Raw genomic sequence first — 15,648 nt, 5'->3', positions numbered from 1 at the left:
TTGAAGGTATACCCTTCCTTAATTAAATTAGAAAGTACCGCTGGTGGAAAAAATTATTCAAATGAATATACTTTTTTTATGGCATCTTTAATACGCGTTGGTGTTGGCACATAGTGATCTTCAAGCGAATAATAAGGCACGGGGACATCAAAGCCGGTTACTTTCTCAATAGGTGCTCGCAAATACATAAAACTCGTCTTGTTTATGATTGCTAAAATATCGTTACCGAGACCGCTCGTTTCATGAGCTTCATGTACGACAACCACTCTTCCTGTCTTCTTGATCGAATCGCTGATGAGCTCCTTATCAAGAGGGTACAAGGTGCGCATGTCTAAAACTTCACAGCTAATCCCCTCTTTTTCAGCTTCTTTTGCTGCTTCCTCGGCTGCACGGGTCATCGCGCCCCACGCCACAATCGTCACCTCACCCCCTTCTCGCCTCTTGGTTCCTTTCCCAAGTTCGACCGTATAGAGTCCTTCCGGTACTTCTTCCCGTCCCGAGCGGTACAGACGCATCGATTCCAAAAAGAGCACAGGGTCCGGGTCTTGTATGGCTGCACTTAAGAGCCCTTTCGCATCGTAGGGGGATGACGGGCAGACGACTTTCAACCCTGGCATATGCGTAAAAAACACTTCAGTACTGTCAGAATGTATTTCCGGCGCCCGCACTCCAGCTCCGTACGGTGCCCGAATTACCATCGGAACAGAAAGCTCTCCCATTGTTCGCGCTCGCATACGGGTTACGTGAGTGGCGATTTGTTCAAATGCAGGATAAATAAAACCAAGAAATTGAATTTCAGGTACCGGTTTCATCCCATTTACCGCAAGGCCTACAGCGGCTCCGATTATACCCGCTTCACTTAGCGGTGTATCCACAACCCGTCCGCTGCCGTGCTTTTTCTGCAGTCCGTCTGTTGCTCGAAACACCCCGCCGTTCACACCGATGTCTTCACCGAGCAGCATGACACGGTCATCTTCTACGAGCATCGTATCCAGTGCATCCGTAACCGCTTGTACCATCGTCAACGCACGCTTTGTCTCACGTTTGATACGGTTGTTTTTTGGGGACAGAGTGTTCATGCTTTCTCCCTCCTCATCCAACTAAGGTAGGCTTCTTTTTGCTCTGCCACCGGCCACGGTAAGTCTTTAAAGACGTAGTCAAATAAGTCATCGATATGAGGATCTGGATACGCTTCCATTGCTTCAATAGCGATTTTCATCTCTTCCTTAATGTCAGCGGCAGTTCTCGCGGCCCACTCTTGATCCCAATATCCATTTCCTTTCATACAACGCTCGAGACGAAGGAGTGGATCTAGTTTATCCCGTGACTTTTCAAGTGCAGCTTGGTCTCGGTATTTAGATGGATCGTCAGCGGTCGTATGCGCACCGAACCGCTGAGTAACAGCTTCGATTAAGGTAGGCCCCCCTCCAGTTCGTGCCCGCTCCAATGCTTTTTTTGTTTCCATGTAAACTGCCAGCACGTCATTTCCATCAACTCGTATGCCCGGCAAGTCATAGGCTGCACTTTTTTGAGCAATGGTTTTGGAATTCATCTGCTTATCGACAGGAACAGATATCGCGTATCCGTTATTTTGATTGAAAAAGACAACAGGGGTCTGAAAGACGGAAGCAAAGTTCATTCCTTCATGAAAATCACCTTCCGAGGTAGCACCATCTCCAAAGTAAGCGATTGCTGCATTGCGTGTACCCTTTCGCTGCTCAGCCCAGGCGGCTCCAACAGCATGGGGAAGTTGGGTGGCAATCGGTACAGCAGGCGGGAAAATCCGCTTTCCCGGATGAAAGCTTCCCTCAGTTCTTCCTTTCCAGTACAACAGAACGCGTACAACATCTGCCCCGTAGGTCAACATAGCACCGTGATCACGATATGTTGGAAATAACCAGTCTTCCTTTCTTAATGCTAAAGCGCTACCAACTTGAGCGGCTTCCTGACCTTCCATTAAAGCATACGTGCCGATCCGTCCTTGACGCTGTAAATTTTTTGCACTTCTATCAAAGGTACGCATGCGCAACATATGATGATAAAAACTCTTAGCTAAATCTTCTGAAAACGTAGCAGGCACATGTTCTTTTGTGGATTCACCTTTTTCATTAATGAGTTGCATTAGCGAATAGTGTTTATCGATATCCATCGGTTCTCACCTCACGTCATGAGTAATTACCGTTTTCATCTGACACCTCACAAAAACCAGTTGAAGAAACCGCTTATGATAAACCTACTTAAATGACGAATATTTTACGTATTTTTAATTTTTGTAATGTATTTTCTTTTATTTGAATGTACTAAAGTAATATGCTAATGTCAACGTTTTCATTATAAAACTTACTCATTTATCAAGAAAATTTTTTTACGTGTACTTCCACTTTCTAACCTTCTTTCTAAACAGCAATTTGCTTTTGTAATATATTATAATGTAAAGCATTAACGCGTTTTTGCGTTATTGCTTTACATTGGTTAAATATCATGACATTTAATCTGTCACTATTATTTCGTCATAAGTTTACGGAGACACAAAAAGGCCGGACAGGAGGTAATATTCCTGTCCGGCTTCTCATTTATATCTCTTATTGCAATACTTCTTTTGTGCTGAAAAATTCTTCATAAAGGCCACGGATCGCCTCGTCCACGTCTTCTTCGTCAATTCCAAAAGAGAGTGACACTTCCGATGATCCTTGGTTAATCATTTCAATGTTGATTCCTTGATCGGCAATTGCTTTTGTCGCACGCGAAGCAATTCCTACTGTCTCGTGCATACCTTCACCAACAAGCATAATCATCGCATAGCCTTTTTCAATATAGGCATCATCGACATCTAATTCCTCTTTCACACGTTTTAAAATCGTCTCTTCTTTCTCCGGTGTCAACTGATCAGCCTCTAATATAACAGAGGTGTCATCAATCCCGGATGGTATGTGTTCATACGAGATACCTTCATCTTCAATAATCTCTAACAGACGGCGGCCGAAACCGACTTCACGGTTCATCAGATATTTTCGTACATATATCGTACTAAATCCCTTTTGGGCCGCAATCCCGATTACTGGATTCAACACATACTCCCGTTCGCTAATGATCATCGTGCCACTTCCTGACGGATTGTTTGTGTTTTTCACGCAAACTGGAATATTGCTTTTAAAAGCGGGGATAAGCGCTTCGTCGTGAAAGACACCAAACCCTGCATAAGACAACTCACGCATTTCACGATACGTCATCCGTTTAATCGAAACCGGACTATCCACAACATTCGGGTTGGCCGCAAACACGGAATCGACATCCGTGAAGTTTTCGTATAGATCAGCTTTAATACCCGCCGCCAATATAGAACCAGTTATATCAGAGCCGCCGCGCGGGAACGTTACTAGGCGTCCTTCTTTGGAGTAGCCAAAAAATCCTGGAAAAATTAATATTCCCTTTTTCTCTCTTAATTTATAGAGATTGTCGTAGGATTCAGGCAGCACTTGAGCATTTCCTGGTGTGTCGCTGACAAACAAGCCGGCTTCTTGGGGGTGAACATATTCTGCTACATAACCCATGCTTTGCAAGTAGCGTGCTAACAACTTAGCATTGTTATCTTCACCGCTCGCTTTTAGCTGATCCATAAACTGTCCTTCGTTAGCCGTATCATAAAGAAGGCGGGTGCGCAGGTCATCTTCTATTGTTTCAACGATTTCAGAACCAAGTCCAAGCCCGGTTGCAATGTCTTCATACCTGCCAATAACTTTCTGAAGAACAACGTCAGTCTCTTCTTTTTTTAGATGAGCTGAGCCCAACTCGATTAAAAGATCGGTCACTTTCGTATCTTCACCGCTGCGCTTCCCCGGCGCAGATACGACAATGACTTTTCTGTCCGTGTCTGATGTAATAATATTTGTTACTTTCTTCATTTGATCTGCACTAGCGAGGGAAGTCCCTCCAAATTTAGCAACTTTTAACACTTCTCCACAACTCCCACCTTATTCTTCATTCTATCTGATATTCTCACAACAATTAGATTACCATACGAAACAACTCATCACAAAGGTTCTTTCCTTCCAATAAGTACGGTTCACCCAGCTAACATCATCTAACAGATAATCAACATACAATCGCTCTTAATCTTGCGCCCATCCTCCACTGTATGGAACGGTGCTTATCTTTTTAAACCTATAAGGCTACTATTTTCAAAAACATAACAGAACGGTGCCTCTCACATAAAAAGACACCGTTTCTATCTGTTACTTCCACTTGTTATCTTTTTCCCACTTTGTTTCTATCAAGCCCGCTTTTTTCAACAAGGCAATATTAGCCGGGACATCTTTTTCTGTGAGACTGTTGGTTGTGCAAGCTGATTCTGGCTCATACCCAAGTTTTTTCGCCTGCTCATACTTTGTTTCTTGTAGGTAATTGCTTAATTCTGCCTCGTTGAAGCAAGGCGGAGTAACGTAAGTAAGGTTCGTATGATCTACGATTGTACGCACATCGGGCGGAGCACTTATTTTTACCGGGATAAAAAATCCACTAATGAAAAGGGCACCACACAACATAACCCCAACAATGAGTAAATTTTTCATACCATTCCCCTTAATCGAGCCACGTTATACATTCCTGTTCATGACGCTTTTTCGGCTTTGGCGGCTCTCCTTCTGGATAACCAATAAAAATAAATCCGACTAACTCCTCGTCTTCAGCAGCACCAGTAAGTTTAATTGCTTCTTTATCTTGAACGAGTCCTCCCGTTGACCATTTAGTACCAACGCCTTCTTCCCACAAGGCGAGCATAAAATTCTGAACCGCACATGAAACAGCAGCATAATCTTCTTTATCGCGAACCGTGTCATCAGGCGAGCGCCGTGTTGTCACTGCAGCTACCCACGGGAGATCCACCATAAATTGATAACCCTTCTCTTTTGCGATAGCACCTCGTTCATCCCCATCTTCAAATTTCGCTGCTTTCAAAGCTCCTCTTCTTTTTGCTAACTGTTCTTTCGATTGACCCGAAAGTATGTAAAAATGCCATGGTTCGGTGTTTTTATGGTTAGGAGCGCGAAAGGCACAATGCAGTGCTTTTTCAATAATGGAACGATCTACTGTTTCTTTGGAAAAAGTGCTTATTGTTCTCCTTGTTAGGAGCCCTTCAATCAGTTTCATGCCACTCGTCCTTTCATTATGTTTTTAGTAGTTACATCTTTTATTATACAAGACCCCTTCTCACTTGTCTTAGAAAAAACTCTTTCACCTCCAGTTTGTTGCTTCATGTAGAAAGAAGTCCGAATGGAAAGAAAACAGAAAATAACGGCGCACATGCTTGAGTTACTGAATACAATAGAAGGAACAGATTACGTTCCTTCCATGTTTACTATTTGTTGAATTGGGTATATGGAAAGGTATGCAAACTTTGACGAAAACGCTCAACTTCCGTCATATATTGAAAGAAAACGCTTACACGTTTTTCTTGACATCTACTTACACACCACCTACTATTAAAGTTGGATGCAATATTTTTTTCAATGTTATTTGGGCCACTTTCTTTTTTAAACTTTTATTCCTAAAAGAAAGAAAGTGATAATGATGTTGCTGCAAACATTAAAAGACAGTAAAATTATGGATAATGAAATTAAGGAATTAATGATCCCCCATGAAAAGGTAGCACATGTACAATCAACTAATCCGCTTGATCATGCTTTGCTTGTCCTTATTAAATCAGGCTACACAGCTATACCTGTTCTAGATACAGAATATAAAGTCCAGGGACAAATTAGCAAGGCACAAATCCTAGATTCTATCTTAGGCATTGAACGTATTGAAATGGAAAGGCTTCACGATTATAAAGTTAGTGAAGTAATGACCTCTAAAGTGCCACGGATGCACAAGAACGAGACGTTTGGAAAAGCCTTGATGCTTTCAATTAACCACCCTTTTGTCTGTATTGAAGATCATGACCAATCGTTTATCGGTATGATGACGCGAAGGTCGATACTGGCACTAATACACCGCCATCTTGGTAGATCATAACGTAGGAAACATATTCGTACAAGAAGACATATATGCCTGCTCAGTGCGTTAAATGTTTTTAACCCTTTAAAGCGTTGACCAGAAATGACACGTTCGTGTGCAGTTGTATACCTAAGAAAGATGGCCCTCTAAAACGCAGCCAAAAAAACTCCAAGCAACATTGCTCGGAGTTTTTTAGTGTCTGCCTACTGAAAAGACGGAGTGCGTGTAAATACCCTTCTTACCATCGGCTCAAAAAAAGCGGCTGGCAAGCATTTAAAGTCTGGGTCAAAACAGTTTTGATCATAGTGCTCACAAAAACGAACACAATCATCATAGTAAGGATGGTCACGATATTGATCTCGTGCATTTTGCTCTTCCTCTGTTTTGTGTGCCATATATTTTTGCTGGAAAACACCGTGATGTTTCACAATCCAAGCGGCTTTATCCGAAACGAACGGCTTTAAAATAGCCGCTACCATCTCTCCGTGTGTATGAGGAGCAATCTCATCCCCGATATCATGAAGAAGAGCCGCTACTACGATGTCTTCCTCCTCATTGTTCTGATAAGCTCTTGTCGCGGACTGTAACGAGTGTTCATAGCGGGAAATCGGATATCCACTAAAGCTATTTTTTAGGTTATCGAGCATCGCCATAAGGCGATCAGGCAATCCTGTGTTAAAACCAGCCTCTAGTTCTTCTAAATACTCAAATTCCTCTTTTGTTCCCTCTATCATTTTTGTAAAGTTTACTACCTTTTGCATGATGATCTCCTTTCCATTCTTCTGATTAGCTAGGCAGACTTTTTAGCTTTTTTTTCATTTTCTATTTTGTATTTTTCTTTCACAACGTGGGCAGGAAGGTCTTTGACATCTTCACGCATCCACCTTATCAACCCATATATCATTACAACCAAAATGGCCATTAACGGAATGGACGTCACGATCGCCGCTGTTTTTACCGTATTCAGAGGCGCATCAATAAAAATCATCGTCATCGGTACGAGCACAACGACAAAACACCAAAACAAACGATGAAGAGAGGATGGATCCTCGTGGTCTCTTAAACCTTTTGTCGCCGTAGCTGCCAGCGTATAGGAAGCTGAATCCAGGGTCGACGCGAGGAACAAAATAGACACAACGACAAAAAAGATGATAAAGAATGCAGATGCCGGCAAGGAGTAAAGCACGTCAATAATTGCTTGATTGCCACCGTCTTCCCCTAATCTTCCAGCAACATCTACGATCCCGTTAATGTGTGCGTCCATACTCAAATTTTGCAGGATTCCGAAGAACACCCAACATCCTACGCTTCCACTGATCAGCATATTAAAAATTAATTCTTTAATCCTCCGGCCTCTCGATATCCTAGCGACAAATATTCCCATAAACGGCGCGTACGTAACCCAATACAACCAGTAAAAGATTGTCCAAGTTTCTGGAAAGGAACCATTATCGATCGGGTCAGTCCAGAGACTCATATGCACAAAGTTTTGCATCATCAAACCGATGGCATTTGTCGTGTTACTAAGCGTAAATAAGCTTGGACCAATAAAGAAAATAATACCGATAAAAATTAAGACGAACACCGTATTTAAATCAGTGACTCGTTTGACTCCCTTTTCAATGCCCAAATACGCGCTAAGCGTAAAAATGACTGAAATAACGGCAATAATTACAAGGTCAATCGTAAATGTTTTTTCGATACCGAGAATACTTGCAATTGCCTGTGACAACAAAGGAACACTTAAACCCAATGTAATACTTAACCCGCCAAGGCAAGTAAAGATAAAAATAATATCAACGATTTTTCCGACAACACCGTTTGCCTTAAAACCGGTAATTGATTCAATAACCGAACTAAGACTAAGTCCTTTGTTTTTCCTTACGTAAAAGTGATACGCAATAGGAAGAGCCGCTATACAATATAAAGCCCACGCGCTAATTCCCCAATGAAAGAAATTATAGGCCAGACTCCATTCATAAGCTAAACTGGACTGGGCCTCTGCTCCTAAACCTGGCGTATTATAATAGAACGACCACTCCACAAAAGCCCAATAAACCGTAGCAGACCCGAGACCTGCCGTTAACATCATAGCAATCCAGCTTTTTGTTTTAAATTGGGGTGCTTCTTTACCTAGCCTGATTTCCCCATATTTACTAAAAGCTAAATAACCTAAAAATACGACCACTCCAAAGGTAAACAATAACACAGGCGAACCAAATAACTGAGTCAAAAATCCAAACAATTGATCTGCAATTGCGGTTCCTTGTTCTGGAAAAATACTTAATAGTAATACAATCGCTAATACAACCGCTAAACTGATCGAAATTAACGTTACATCATAACTTTTTTTTACTGTACTTTTCTCCTCTTTTGTATAAATACAATCTCCTCCCAATAATTTTCCCTTCATGGCATAGTGGATCAACAGAACAATCTCTTATCCGCATTCCCTGTTTTAAGTGTACAGGAAATAGCATGTATGCTGTCTGGAAACTTAATCCAGCAAATCCGGCTGTTCGTCTACGATGCGCTCCCACAAAGGCTGAAAATTATCCCAACCATCTTGCTCACGCCCGACTTGAGCAGCAGTTAAGGCAGCATTTTTTTCGTCAATCGGATGAACGATACCCGCAGCTTCTGCAAGCAGCTGAGCCTGGCATGATCTTTCCATCGTAATAAACCAAAAAGCTGCGGAATCTACTGACTGTCCTACCGTTAGTAATCCGTGATATCGCAAAATGCATGCTTTATTATCTCCGAGTGATTCTGCAATGCGATCCCCTTCTTCTTTTTCATACACGACCCCTGCGAAATCATCCATCACGGAGTGGTCGTTATAAAACGCACATACATCTTGAGTAATCGGGTCAAGAAGGCGTCCACTAGCTGCCCATGTTTTCCCGTAAACAGAATGGGCATGGGCGGAAGCAATGACGTCCGGCCGTGCACGGTGGATAGACGAATGAATCATTAATGCTGACTTATGGATAGAGTACTTGCCTTCCACCACTTCGCCTTCTTCATTCACGAGGACAAGATCTGATGCTTTTATTTTGCTGAATGGAATACCATACGGATTTACCCAGAGATGATCTGTCCACTCAGGATCCCGGTAGGTGATGTGCCCCGCAATTCCTTCCGTGAAGCCAAATTTTGCAAATAGACGAAATGCAGCTGCTAAACGCTGTTTGTTATGCTGCCGTTCTTCATCGAGTGAGTTAAATACCGGTTTTTGTAAGTAATCCTGCACGTTGCTTCCGTGCACCCGCTCCTCTTTGTATTGTTGCATAATCTGTTCTCCTCCCCCTTTTTTAAGGATAACTTTTTAATTCGTTTAGTATCGTAACATATATTGTTATATTGTCAACAATACAAATGAAATACATTGTTAAAGTAAACATGACTACAATGAAAAAAATCTGTCTCATGTTAAGCATGAGACAGATTTCGTAGTGAAATTCATTCACGGTTTTGACTTGTATTGGTTAAATCTGGAAGTAACTCAGCTCTTGTCTTATTCGTTTTAATAAGATGATCCTCAAGCTGTTTCACCGCGGCGTCCACGTCACCGCTTTTGAACGAATCTAACAGAACACGGTGATCCTCTGTATATTGATGCAAATCATCTGATAAAGAATTTTGATAAATAAAATGAAGCCGGATACGGTTTAAAATACTTTCCCATAAATGAACAACATTGTTCATTTTTGAGGACAACACAATTAATTCGTGAAACTGGATGTCGACGTCATTGAACAGAGGTAGATCATCAAAGATCGAAGCCCGTCTCATTTTTTCTAAAATGTCGTCAAACTGTTGAAATAACTCCTTATTCCACGAGGGAAACCCTTTTTTGAGTGCAAATGTTTCAAGATTAACCCTCATTGGAACGAGCAGATCAGTAACTTCTTCGGTCGTTATTTGACTGACACGGGTTTCTTTAAAAGTGGTTGAAACGAGTAGACCTTCCATCACTAAAATCTGCATAGCTTCACGAACTGGCCCGCGGCTTACCTCAAACTTCTGTGCTATCACCGTTTCAGTCACTTTGTCTCCTGGTTTGAGTACTCCCCGAAAGATTTCCTTTCTGACAGCTTCAGCAATTTGATATTTTAAAGAACTTTTTTTAACGTTCACATTCATTTTTTTATAGCATCCTTTGTTTTATTGGTCATTCCTCAACAGTTGCATGTTTAGGTGACTCCATCATAACGCATAATAAGATTGTTGACAATAGATTCAGGGAGCGCGATGAAAATCAAAAAAAGGTCCCCAACGATAGGTTGGGACCTTTTTGATGACTAGGAACACCCGCATTTATTGCCGGTACCGCAGCCGCCTCCACAAGACGCATCAAAATGCGGATTACCGGTTGGAACTTTAATGGTTGGGGACACAACGCCTGTAATTTCAGCGGATATTTGATTCAACAGCATTTCTAACTCTCTTTCCGCTTTTTTAAACGTTGCTATGGTTTCATGCATATCCATTTCCCGTTTTATAGATCGTACTTCTCGGGTGATCGTTTTATAATCCGGGTGGTATTTGCCGAACCGCTGCACGTCTTCATAGTGGTCTTTCATCTTGTTAAATTCCGTAATCAAACGCTGAGCTTCTTGATCGTTTCTCATATGTTCACGAGCAGTTTGATAATGTATAAAAACCTCAGATTCGAGGATGAACTCCCCTAACGAGGCGGCTTCCTCTAACAAATCAGCTGAAGTAGAAATGACGGCTGACATTAAAAACACCTCCATTCTCCTATTATACATGCTTGAGCAAGTTGTTTGAAGATCATTCCCACGAAAAGTGGTCTTCATCAGTAAGGATTCTCACTGTCCATTAATGCCAGGGGAAAACAATACAGTGGGGGTCAACAACCCCCACTGATTACTCACCATTTATCTTAATTGAAAATTCAATGATTTCCCCGTGTTTTTCACCGTTGTGAAGAACGGGCACTACTTCAATAGTGTGTTCTCCCGGAGGTAAATTCTTCATCATGAAGGCGGCTTTTTGCATTTTTGCTGCCTCCATGCCATTCATTTTCACCAATAAATAACCATCTTTTTCTAAAGAAAAATCACTGATAACACATTCCAAATACAGATTATGATTGTTTACTTTATAACGAAGTGACCAATTATCTTTTTCGATTCCTTGGGAATGGGAATCTGAAACAGTCTCGGCGTGTATCTCTTGTACGTTAAAAGCGGCTGCACTTACATCGTCGATTGTAGAAAAAAAGATACTGCCTGCTGTAAGCATACAAGCAAATACCGTCGCTGCATTTTTCATCGCCGCAACCCTCCCTTGTCCTGTTAGTATGAGACAAAGAAAGATTTTTAAACCAGATTATTTTTGATTCATTAAGCTTAATAACATTAACGCCATATCCATGTTACCTTTAAAGCGTTCCAACCGCTGCGGCAATGTTTGTCCGTGATAACGCCGTGATTCCTCCACAAATTCCTCTATTAATTCCGGATTTCGATTTAACAGACGATACCAGACCGGGTGAAAGCGAATAAATTCTTTATACTCTGGGCTGGAATGTATCCACTCCCCCAATTGTGGTTCCATATCTCTTTACCTCCTTTCTAAAAGCCTCGAAAGGAAAAGGGGTCTTGAGGAGGACGCTTGGGATTAGACGGCTTTTGAAATTGTGATAACACTCGCTGTACGTTGCCAATCACCCCGCTAAATTGGGACATCTGCTGTTGTAGCTCTTGAATGTTAATCTGGCTGAGCATTTTCATAAGGGCGGGTACCGTTTCACCTTGCTCATCATTCATGCTTTTAGTTGTTGATTGGTATGCTGTCCAATCCTCATGATCTTCACCTAAAATCACCCAGTCCTGGTACAGCTCATTCCATGTACGCCGTCCCTCACGTACTTCTTTGATCAATCCAGGATGCGATTGAATAAATGTACGAAACTCCTGAACGGATGGTGGCAATGTTTCTTTGCTCATGGTCCTCACCTCCACTTCTTTCTTACCATCATATGCTAACGTGACTTGGGTGTTCCTCTTGATTAGTAGTAGTGATTCTTTCTTTAAAGGTTGGAGTACGATACAATGAAACAAGTTGCTGAACTTAAAAAGAAAGGATAAAGTTACATGTCTCAAACACGAAGTGAATTACAAAATAAATACACATCTTTTTTAGAAAGCGCCTCGGATAAAGAATTGGAGATAATGGAACGAGCACTATCCGGCTGGGAGAAAAAACGCGGCGGCTGTTATTCATCCTACGTAACGAGCTGGCTGCAACCGGATTATGAATGGCGGGAGGATCAATCTCTTGCGGTGACGATCCCGCTTCATACCGGGCTTTATAACGAACTGCACATTGCGCACGGTGGTGTAACGGCAACACTTCTCGATTCAGCAATGGGCACGCTCGCTGATAAAGAAGCACCTGTGGGGTACGGGGCCGTCACGATGGAAATAAAAATAAATTACATAAAACCCGGAAAAGGACATAGTCTTCGCTGTCTTACAAAGGTATTATCAAAAACGAAAAAAACGATTATCACGGAAGGCAGCGTGTATAACGATAAAGATGCCTTAATCGCACATGCCACCGCAACATTTTATGTAATAAGTAACAGCTAATTCTTCCCTTGCCGATCTCTTGAAAGATATGGCGAAACCTGTCAGCGCTGTGCCTAATCTTTCACGAAATAGTAATAGAACAGCGTTGCAACTTCCTATGATTCATACTATCATTAACATACAGCAGGTTTTGTTAAATTAGGAGGGGAAACTATGAAAATCGAAGGTTATGATTTTGAGGGGAAAGAGTATAATTTCGGAAGCTTAGTTAGAATTATGGAGAAACATGGCTTTGTCCACGCTGAACAATGGGACTATGAGCGAGTTTCTTTAGACTATAAAATGCTTGATACGACACAAAACGCGACGTACTACTTGCGCGTTCTTGCATACGCAGTTGACGGAGAGATACCAAAACGCAGTACAAAAGTACGTTTATTAACACCTATTCTAGGACGTCATTATTACCCTCACGGTGTTGAATACGATGAAGATTTTCCTGATAAGATTGTTAAGAAGTCAACAGCTATTATTGAAAAAGCCGCCAAAGACTTGTTTGCTTCCGAAAAAGTTACATCATAAACGTTTTAGCTCTATTATAACCGGTTGAATTTTTTCTATTCACCGGTTTATTTTTATGGCAAAAAGGTCAGCTGGATTTTCATGCTGTTCAAATATACACTCGCATATTATAATGAAGAAGAATGTTTCACCGTAATCACCGTTATGGAATTCCCCGTCGGCTCAGGGGATAGTCGAAAGGAGCTTGGCCGTGCCATTTGTGTTAAACAAAAAAATAATACTTCGTCTGATTGCAGCCGCAATTGTGTTGGTCGGAGCATACTACATACTTCCTATTTCCGGTCCTATCGTTCTGGCTTTACTAACTGCTCTCTTCTTATCGCCGGCGATTCGCTTCATTATGGAGAAAATGAAAGCAAAAAGAAGTATTGCAGTTACCATCGTCTTTACTTGTTTTTTATGTGTTCTCGGCATCAGTATTTTTTTTCTCATTACCCAAGTCGTTACCCAAGTTGTTGTCTTTATCGAGAATTTACCGGCATATATTAGTGATATCAACCGGTCATGGCTCAATACGCAAGAAAAAATTGAGAAAGCTTATCAGGACTTGAATTTGCCTCCTGTTGTTATCCATGAAATTAATAACCAAATTACTGACATGCTGAGCAATTTACGTGAAGACTTTGGAAGCGGTGGTATGATTAACGATCTCGCAAGTCTTGTCGCTGCAATACCAAGATATTTAGTCTCATTTCTCGTTTATCTAATTGCCCTGTTTCTCTTTATGCTTGAACTTCCACGTCTCAGAAAGCAAATGTATGCATTCATGAAAGACGATACGGCTGAAAAATTTAAATTTATGACCTCGCGGCTCTCTTACGTCATACTCGGTTTCTTTAAAGCTCAGTTTCTCGTCAGTATTATTATTTTTCTAGTCACCCTTATCGGTCTTTACCTATTCACGCCAGAGGTTGCCTTGATGATGTCTGTGATTATTTGGCTGATTGATTTTGTGCCAATTATTGGCTCGATTGTCATTTTGGCCCCTTGGTCTCTCTATCACTACATCGCTGGTGATACCCTTCTTGGTACCCAGTTGTTAGTATTGGCAGGAGTTCTTCTAATTATTAGGAGGACCGTTGAGCCAAAAGTTATGGGACACCATATTGGTCTTTCCCCTTTGGCGACGTTAATCTCACTATATATAGGGCTGACTCTTTTAGGAGTGCTTGGCTTTATTATCGGCCCGCTTACCGTTATCGCCTTTACTTCTGCGAAAGAAGCCGGACTGATAAAACTAAATTTTCGAATTTAAAACAGAGGGAACAGATGTATTTCTTTCATCCATTCCCTCTGTTTTTTTCTTGTCAGTTCATTTTTTTAATGAATAATACTTTAAGATAATCCCCTTCTGGAAAGTCTTTGTTCGTCTTAAAATCTTCAGGTAAAGAGAACTCTTCTATCACGCGATACTGTTTACCCGTTTCATGAAAAGCTTTTTTCACTAGTTCTTTGAATTTCGTCATTCCAAAACCGGCATAATTAGTGGAGGCCACAATCACCCCGTTGCGTTTTGTTATAGCTATCGCATCTTTCAGTAAGTTTTTATAATCTTTAGGAACGCTGAATGTGTTTTTTTTGGATCTCGCAAAACTGGGGGGATCGAGGATAATCATCTCGTACGAAATGCCTTTTTTTACTGCATATTTAAAATAACGAAAGACATCCATTACTTTAATTTCGTGTGCTTCTCTCTCTATGTTATTCATGCTGAACTGCTCAGTAGTTCTTGGCAGGCTGCGATTAGCAAGGTCAACACTCGTTGTATGTGCTGCTCCTCCGAGCGCAGCACATACCGAGAAAGCACCAGTATAAGAAAACGTATTTAACACTTTTTTTCCTTTTGCATAGGATTTGCGAATTGTTTTTCTAACTTCTCTTTGATCTAAAAAGATGCCTGTCATAGGACCGTCATTTAAATAGACAGCAAAACGAACGCCGTTCTCCTTCACGATGATGGGAAACTCTTCTCGCTCCCCCATCACAAAATCGTCATCCTCGACATACTTGCCTCCGACGTTGAACCTTTTTTTCTCATAAATCCCTTTATAAGACACCAGCTTTTCAAGTGACTGCGTGACTTCTTCTTTAAATTGAAAGATACCATCACTATACCAGTTAATGACATAATTATCTTTATAATAATCGATAGTGAAACCGCCGATACCATCACCTTCTCCGTTGAACACACGAAAAGCAGTCGTATCTTCGTCATCAAAGAACGGCTTCCTGTCATTCAAAGCGGCAGAGATCTTCCTTTCGAAAAATTGCTGATCAATTGTTTCTTTCTCTTTATGTGTAAGCACCCAGCCTAACCCTTTGTTTTGTTTTCCGTAAAAACCTTTACCGATAAAAGCACCGTTTTCCCCTACCAGTTTCAGAAGACTGCCTTCTTTTCCTAAATCATGTGGATCTCGAATTGCTTCTTCAAAAATAAGCGGGTATCCTTGTTGAAATTTTTTTCGAAAAGCATCTTTTATGGTAATGACAAGTTCACACATTCTTTATCAAC

General features: G+C 41.3%; 18 protein-coding genes. 4 read left to right on the top strand and 14 right to left on the bottom strand.

Annotated elements, in window-relative coordinates; all coding sequences use genetic code 11:
- Nucleotides 1-53: 53 nt before the first annotated feature.
- The 5 genes from LOR49_RS05135 to LOR49_RS05115 all read right to left on the bottom strand — a co-directional run bounded on the left by LOR49_RS05135 (nt 54) and on the right by LOR49_RS05115 (nt 5,145).
- Nucleotides 54-1,079, bottom strand: coding sequence for an alpha-ketoacid dehydrogenase subunit beta (locus tag LOR49_RS05135; protein ID WP_240375102.1), 1,026 nt, complete (start codon nt 1,077-1,079; stop codon nt 54-56).
- Entirely contained in the window at nt 1,076-2,149 is a 1,074-nt protein-coding gene (gene pdhA / locus LOR49_RS05130) for a pyruvate dehydrogenase (acetyl-transferring) E1 component subunit alpha (protein ID WP_240375100.1), read from the bottom strand. Before pdhA ends, LOR49_RS05135 begins: the two co-directional genes overlap by 4 nt.
- A gap of 433 nt (nt 2,150-2,582) precedes the next feature.
- Entirely contained in the window at nt 2,583-3,953 is a 1,371-nt protein-coding gene (locus LOR49_RS05125) for an aspartate kinase (RefSeq protein ID WP_338021125.1), read from the bottom strand.
- A 279-nt stretch (nt 3,954-4,232) separates the two neighbouring features.
- Nucleotides 4,233-4,568, bottom strand: coding sequence for a hypothetical protein (locus LOR49_RS05120; protein WP_240375099.1), 336 nt, complete (start codon nt 4,566-4,568; stop codon nt 4,233-4,235).
- 10 nt (nt 4,569-4,578) lie between these two features.
- Complete coding sequence (locus LOR49_RS05115; RefSeq protein ID WP_240375097.1) at nt 4,579-5,145, bottom strand: nitroreductase family protein; 567 nt, start codon at nt 5,143-5,145, stop codon at nt 4,579-4,581.
- Between the two features lie 417 nt (nt 5,146-5,562).
- On the opposite strand from LOR49_RS05115, the gene cbpB reads away from it, so the two are divergent.
- Entirely contained in the window at nt 5,563-6,009 is a 447-nt protein-coding gene (cbpB, locus tag LOR49_RS05110) for a cyclic-di-AMP-binding protein CbpB (protein ID WP_240375095.1), read from the top strand.
- Nucleotides 6,010-6,194: 185 nt separating this feature from the next.
- Here cbpB and LOR49_RS05105 read toward each other — a convergent pair whose 3' ends face one another.
- From LOR49_RS05105 to ylbD, 8 genes are all read right to left on the bottom strand, one after another.
- Nucleotides 6,195-6,752, bottom strand: a complete 558-nt coding sequence (locus LOR49_RS05105) for an HD domain-containing protein (protein ID WP_240375092.1) — start codon at nt 6,750-6,752, stop codon at nt 6,195-6,197.
- 29 nt (nt 6,753-6,781) lie between these two features.
- Nucleotides 6,782-8,419: a BCCT family transporter gene (locus tag LOR49_RS05100; protein WP_240375089.1), complete on the bottom strand. Its 1,638-nt coding sequence runs from the start codon at nt 8,417-8,419 to the stop codon at nt 6,782-6,784.
- A 69-nt stretch (nt 8,420-8,488) separates the two neighbouring features.
- Nucleotides 8,489-9,283: a class II aldolase/adducin family protein gene (locus LOR49_RS05095; protein WP_240375086.1), complete on the bottom strand. Its 795-nt coding sequence runs from the start codon at nt 9,281-9,283 to the stop codon at nt 8,489-8,491.
- Between the two features lie 170 nt (nt 9,284-9,453).
- Nucleotides 9,454-10,137, bottom strand: a complete 684-nt coding sequence (locus LOR49_RS05090) for a GntR family transcriptional regulator (protein WP_240375083.1) — start codon at nt 10,135-10,137, stop codon at nt 9,454-9,456.
- A gap of 158 nt (nt 10,138-10,295) precedes the next feature.
- Complete coding sequence (locus tag LOR49_RS05085; RefSeq protein ID WP_240375081.1) at nt 10,296-10,736, bottom strand: YlbF/YmcA family competence regulator; 441 nt, start codon at nt 10,734-10,736, stop codon at nt 10,296-10,298.
- 148 nt (nt 10,737-10,884) lie between these two features.
- Nucleotides 10,885-11,292 (bottom strand): hypothetical protein, encoded by a 408-nt coding sequence (locus LOR49_RS05080; RefSeq protein ID WP_240375079.1) that lies wholly within the window; start codon nt 11,290-11,292, stop codon nt 10,885-10,887.
- Between the two features lie 57 nt (nt 11,293-11,349).
- The gene (locus LOR49_RS05075; protein ID WP_240375078.1) at nt 11,350-11,577 is read right to left on the bottom strand and encodes a YlbE-like family protein; all 228 of its coding nucleotides are present in this window, start codon (nt 11,575-11,577) and stop codon (nt 11,350-11,352) included.
- A 17-nt stretch (nt 11,578-11,594) separates the two neighbouring features.
- Nucleotides 11,595-11,969 carry a YlbD family protein gene (ylbD, locus tag LOR49_RS05070; protein WP_240375077.1) on the bottom strand — a complete coding sequence of 125 codons (375 nt, stop codon included), beginning with the start codon at nt 11,967-11,969 and terminating at the stop codon, nt 11,595-11,597.
- 147 nt (nt 11,970-12,116) lie between these two features.
- Here ylbD and LOR49_RS05065 point away from each other — a divergent pair, with 147 nt between their 5' ends.
- The 3 genes from LOR49_RS05065 to ytvI all read left to right on the top strand — a co-directional run bounded on the left by LOR49_RS05065 (nt 12,117) and on the right by ytvI (nt 14,391).
- Nucleotides 12,117-12,614, top strand: a complete 498-nt coding sequence (locus LOR49_RS05065) for a PaaI family thioesterase (RefSeq protein ID WP_240375076.1) — start codon at nt 12,117-12,119, stop codon at nt 12,612-12,614.
- 153 nt (nt 12,615-12,767) lie between these two features.
- On the top strand, nt 12,768-13,136 hold the full coding sequence (locus LOR49_RS05060; protein ID WP_240375075.1) for a YugN family protein: 369 nt from the start codon (nt 12,768-12,770) through the stop codon (nt 13,134-13,136).
- A 190-nt stretch (nt 13,137-13,326) separates the two neighbouring features.
- Nucleotides 13,327-14,391 (top strand): sporulation integral membrane protein YtvI, encoded by a 1,065-nt coding sequence (gene ytvI, locus LOR49_RS05055; protein ID WP_240375073.1) that lies wholly within the window; start codon nt 13,327-13,329, stop codon nt 14,389-14,391.
- 52 nt (nt 14,392-14,443) lie between these two features.
- Here ytvI and LOR49_RS05050 read toward each other — a convergent pair whose 3' ends face one another.
- Entirely contained in the window at nt 14,444-15,637 is a 1,194-nt protein-coding gene (locus LOR49_RS05050; RefSeq protein ID WP_240375072.1) for a class I SAM-dependent rRNA methyltransferase, read from the bottom strand.
- Nucleotides 15,638-15,648: the final 11 nt, after the last annotated feature.

The sequence above is a fragment of the Bacillus piscicola genome (assembly GCF_022458745.1).
Taxonomy (GTDB): domain Bacteria; phylum Bacillota; class Bacilli; order Bacillales; family Marinococcaceae; genus Alteribacillus_A; species Alteribacillus_A piscicola.
Note: the sequence above shows the minus strand (reverse complement) of the source record. Positions and strands in the feature narration are given on the sequence as shown.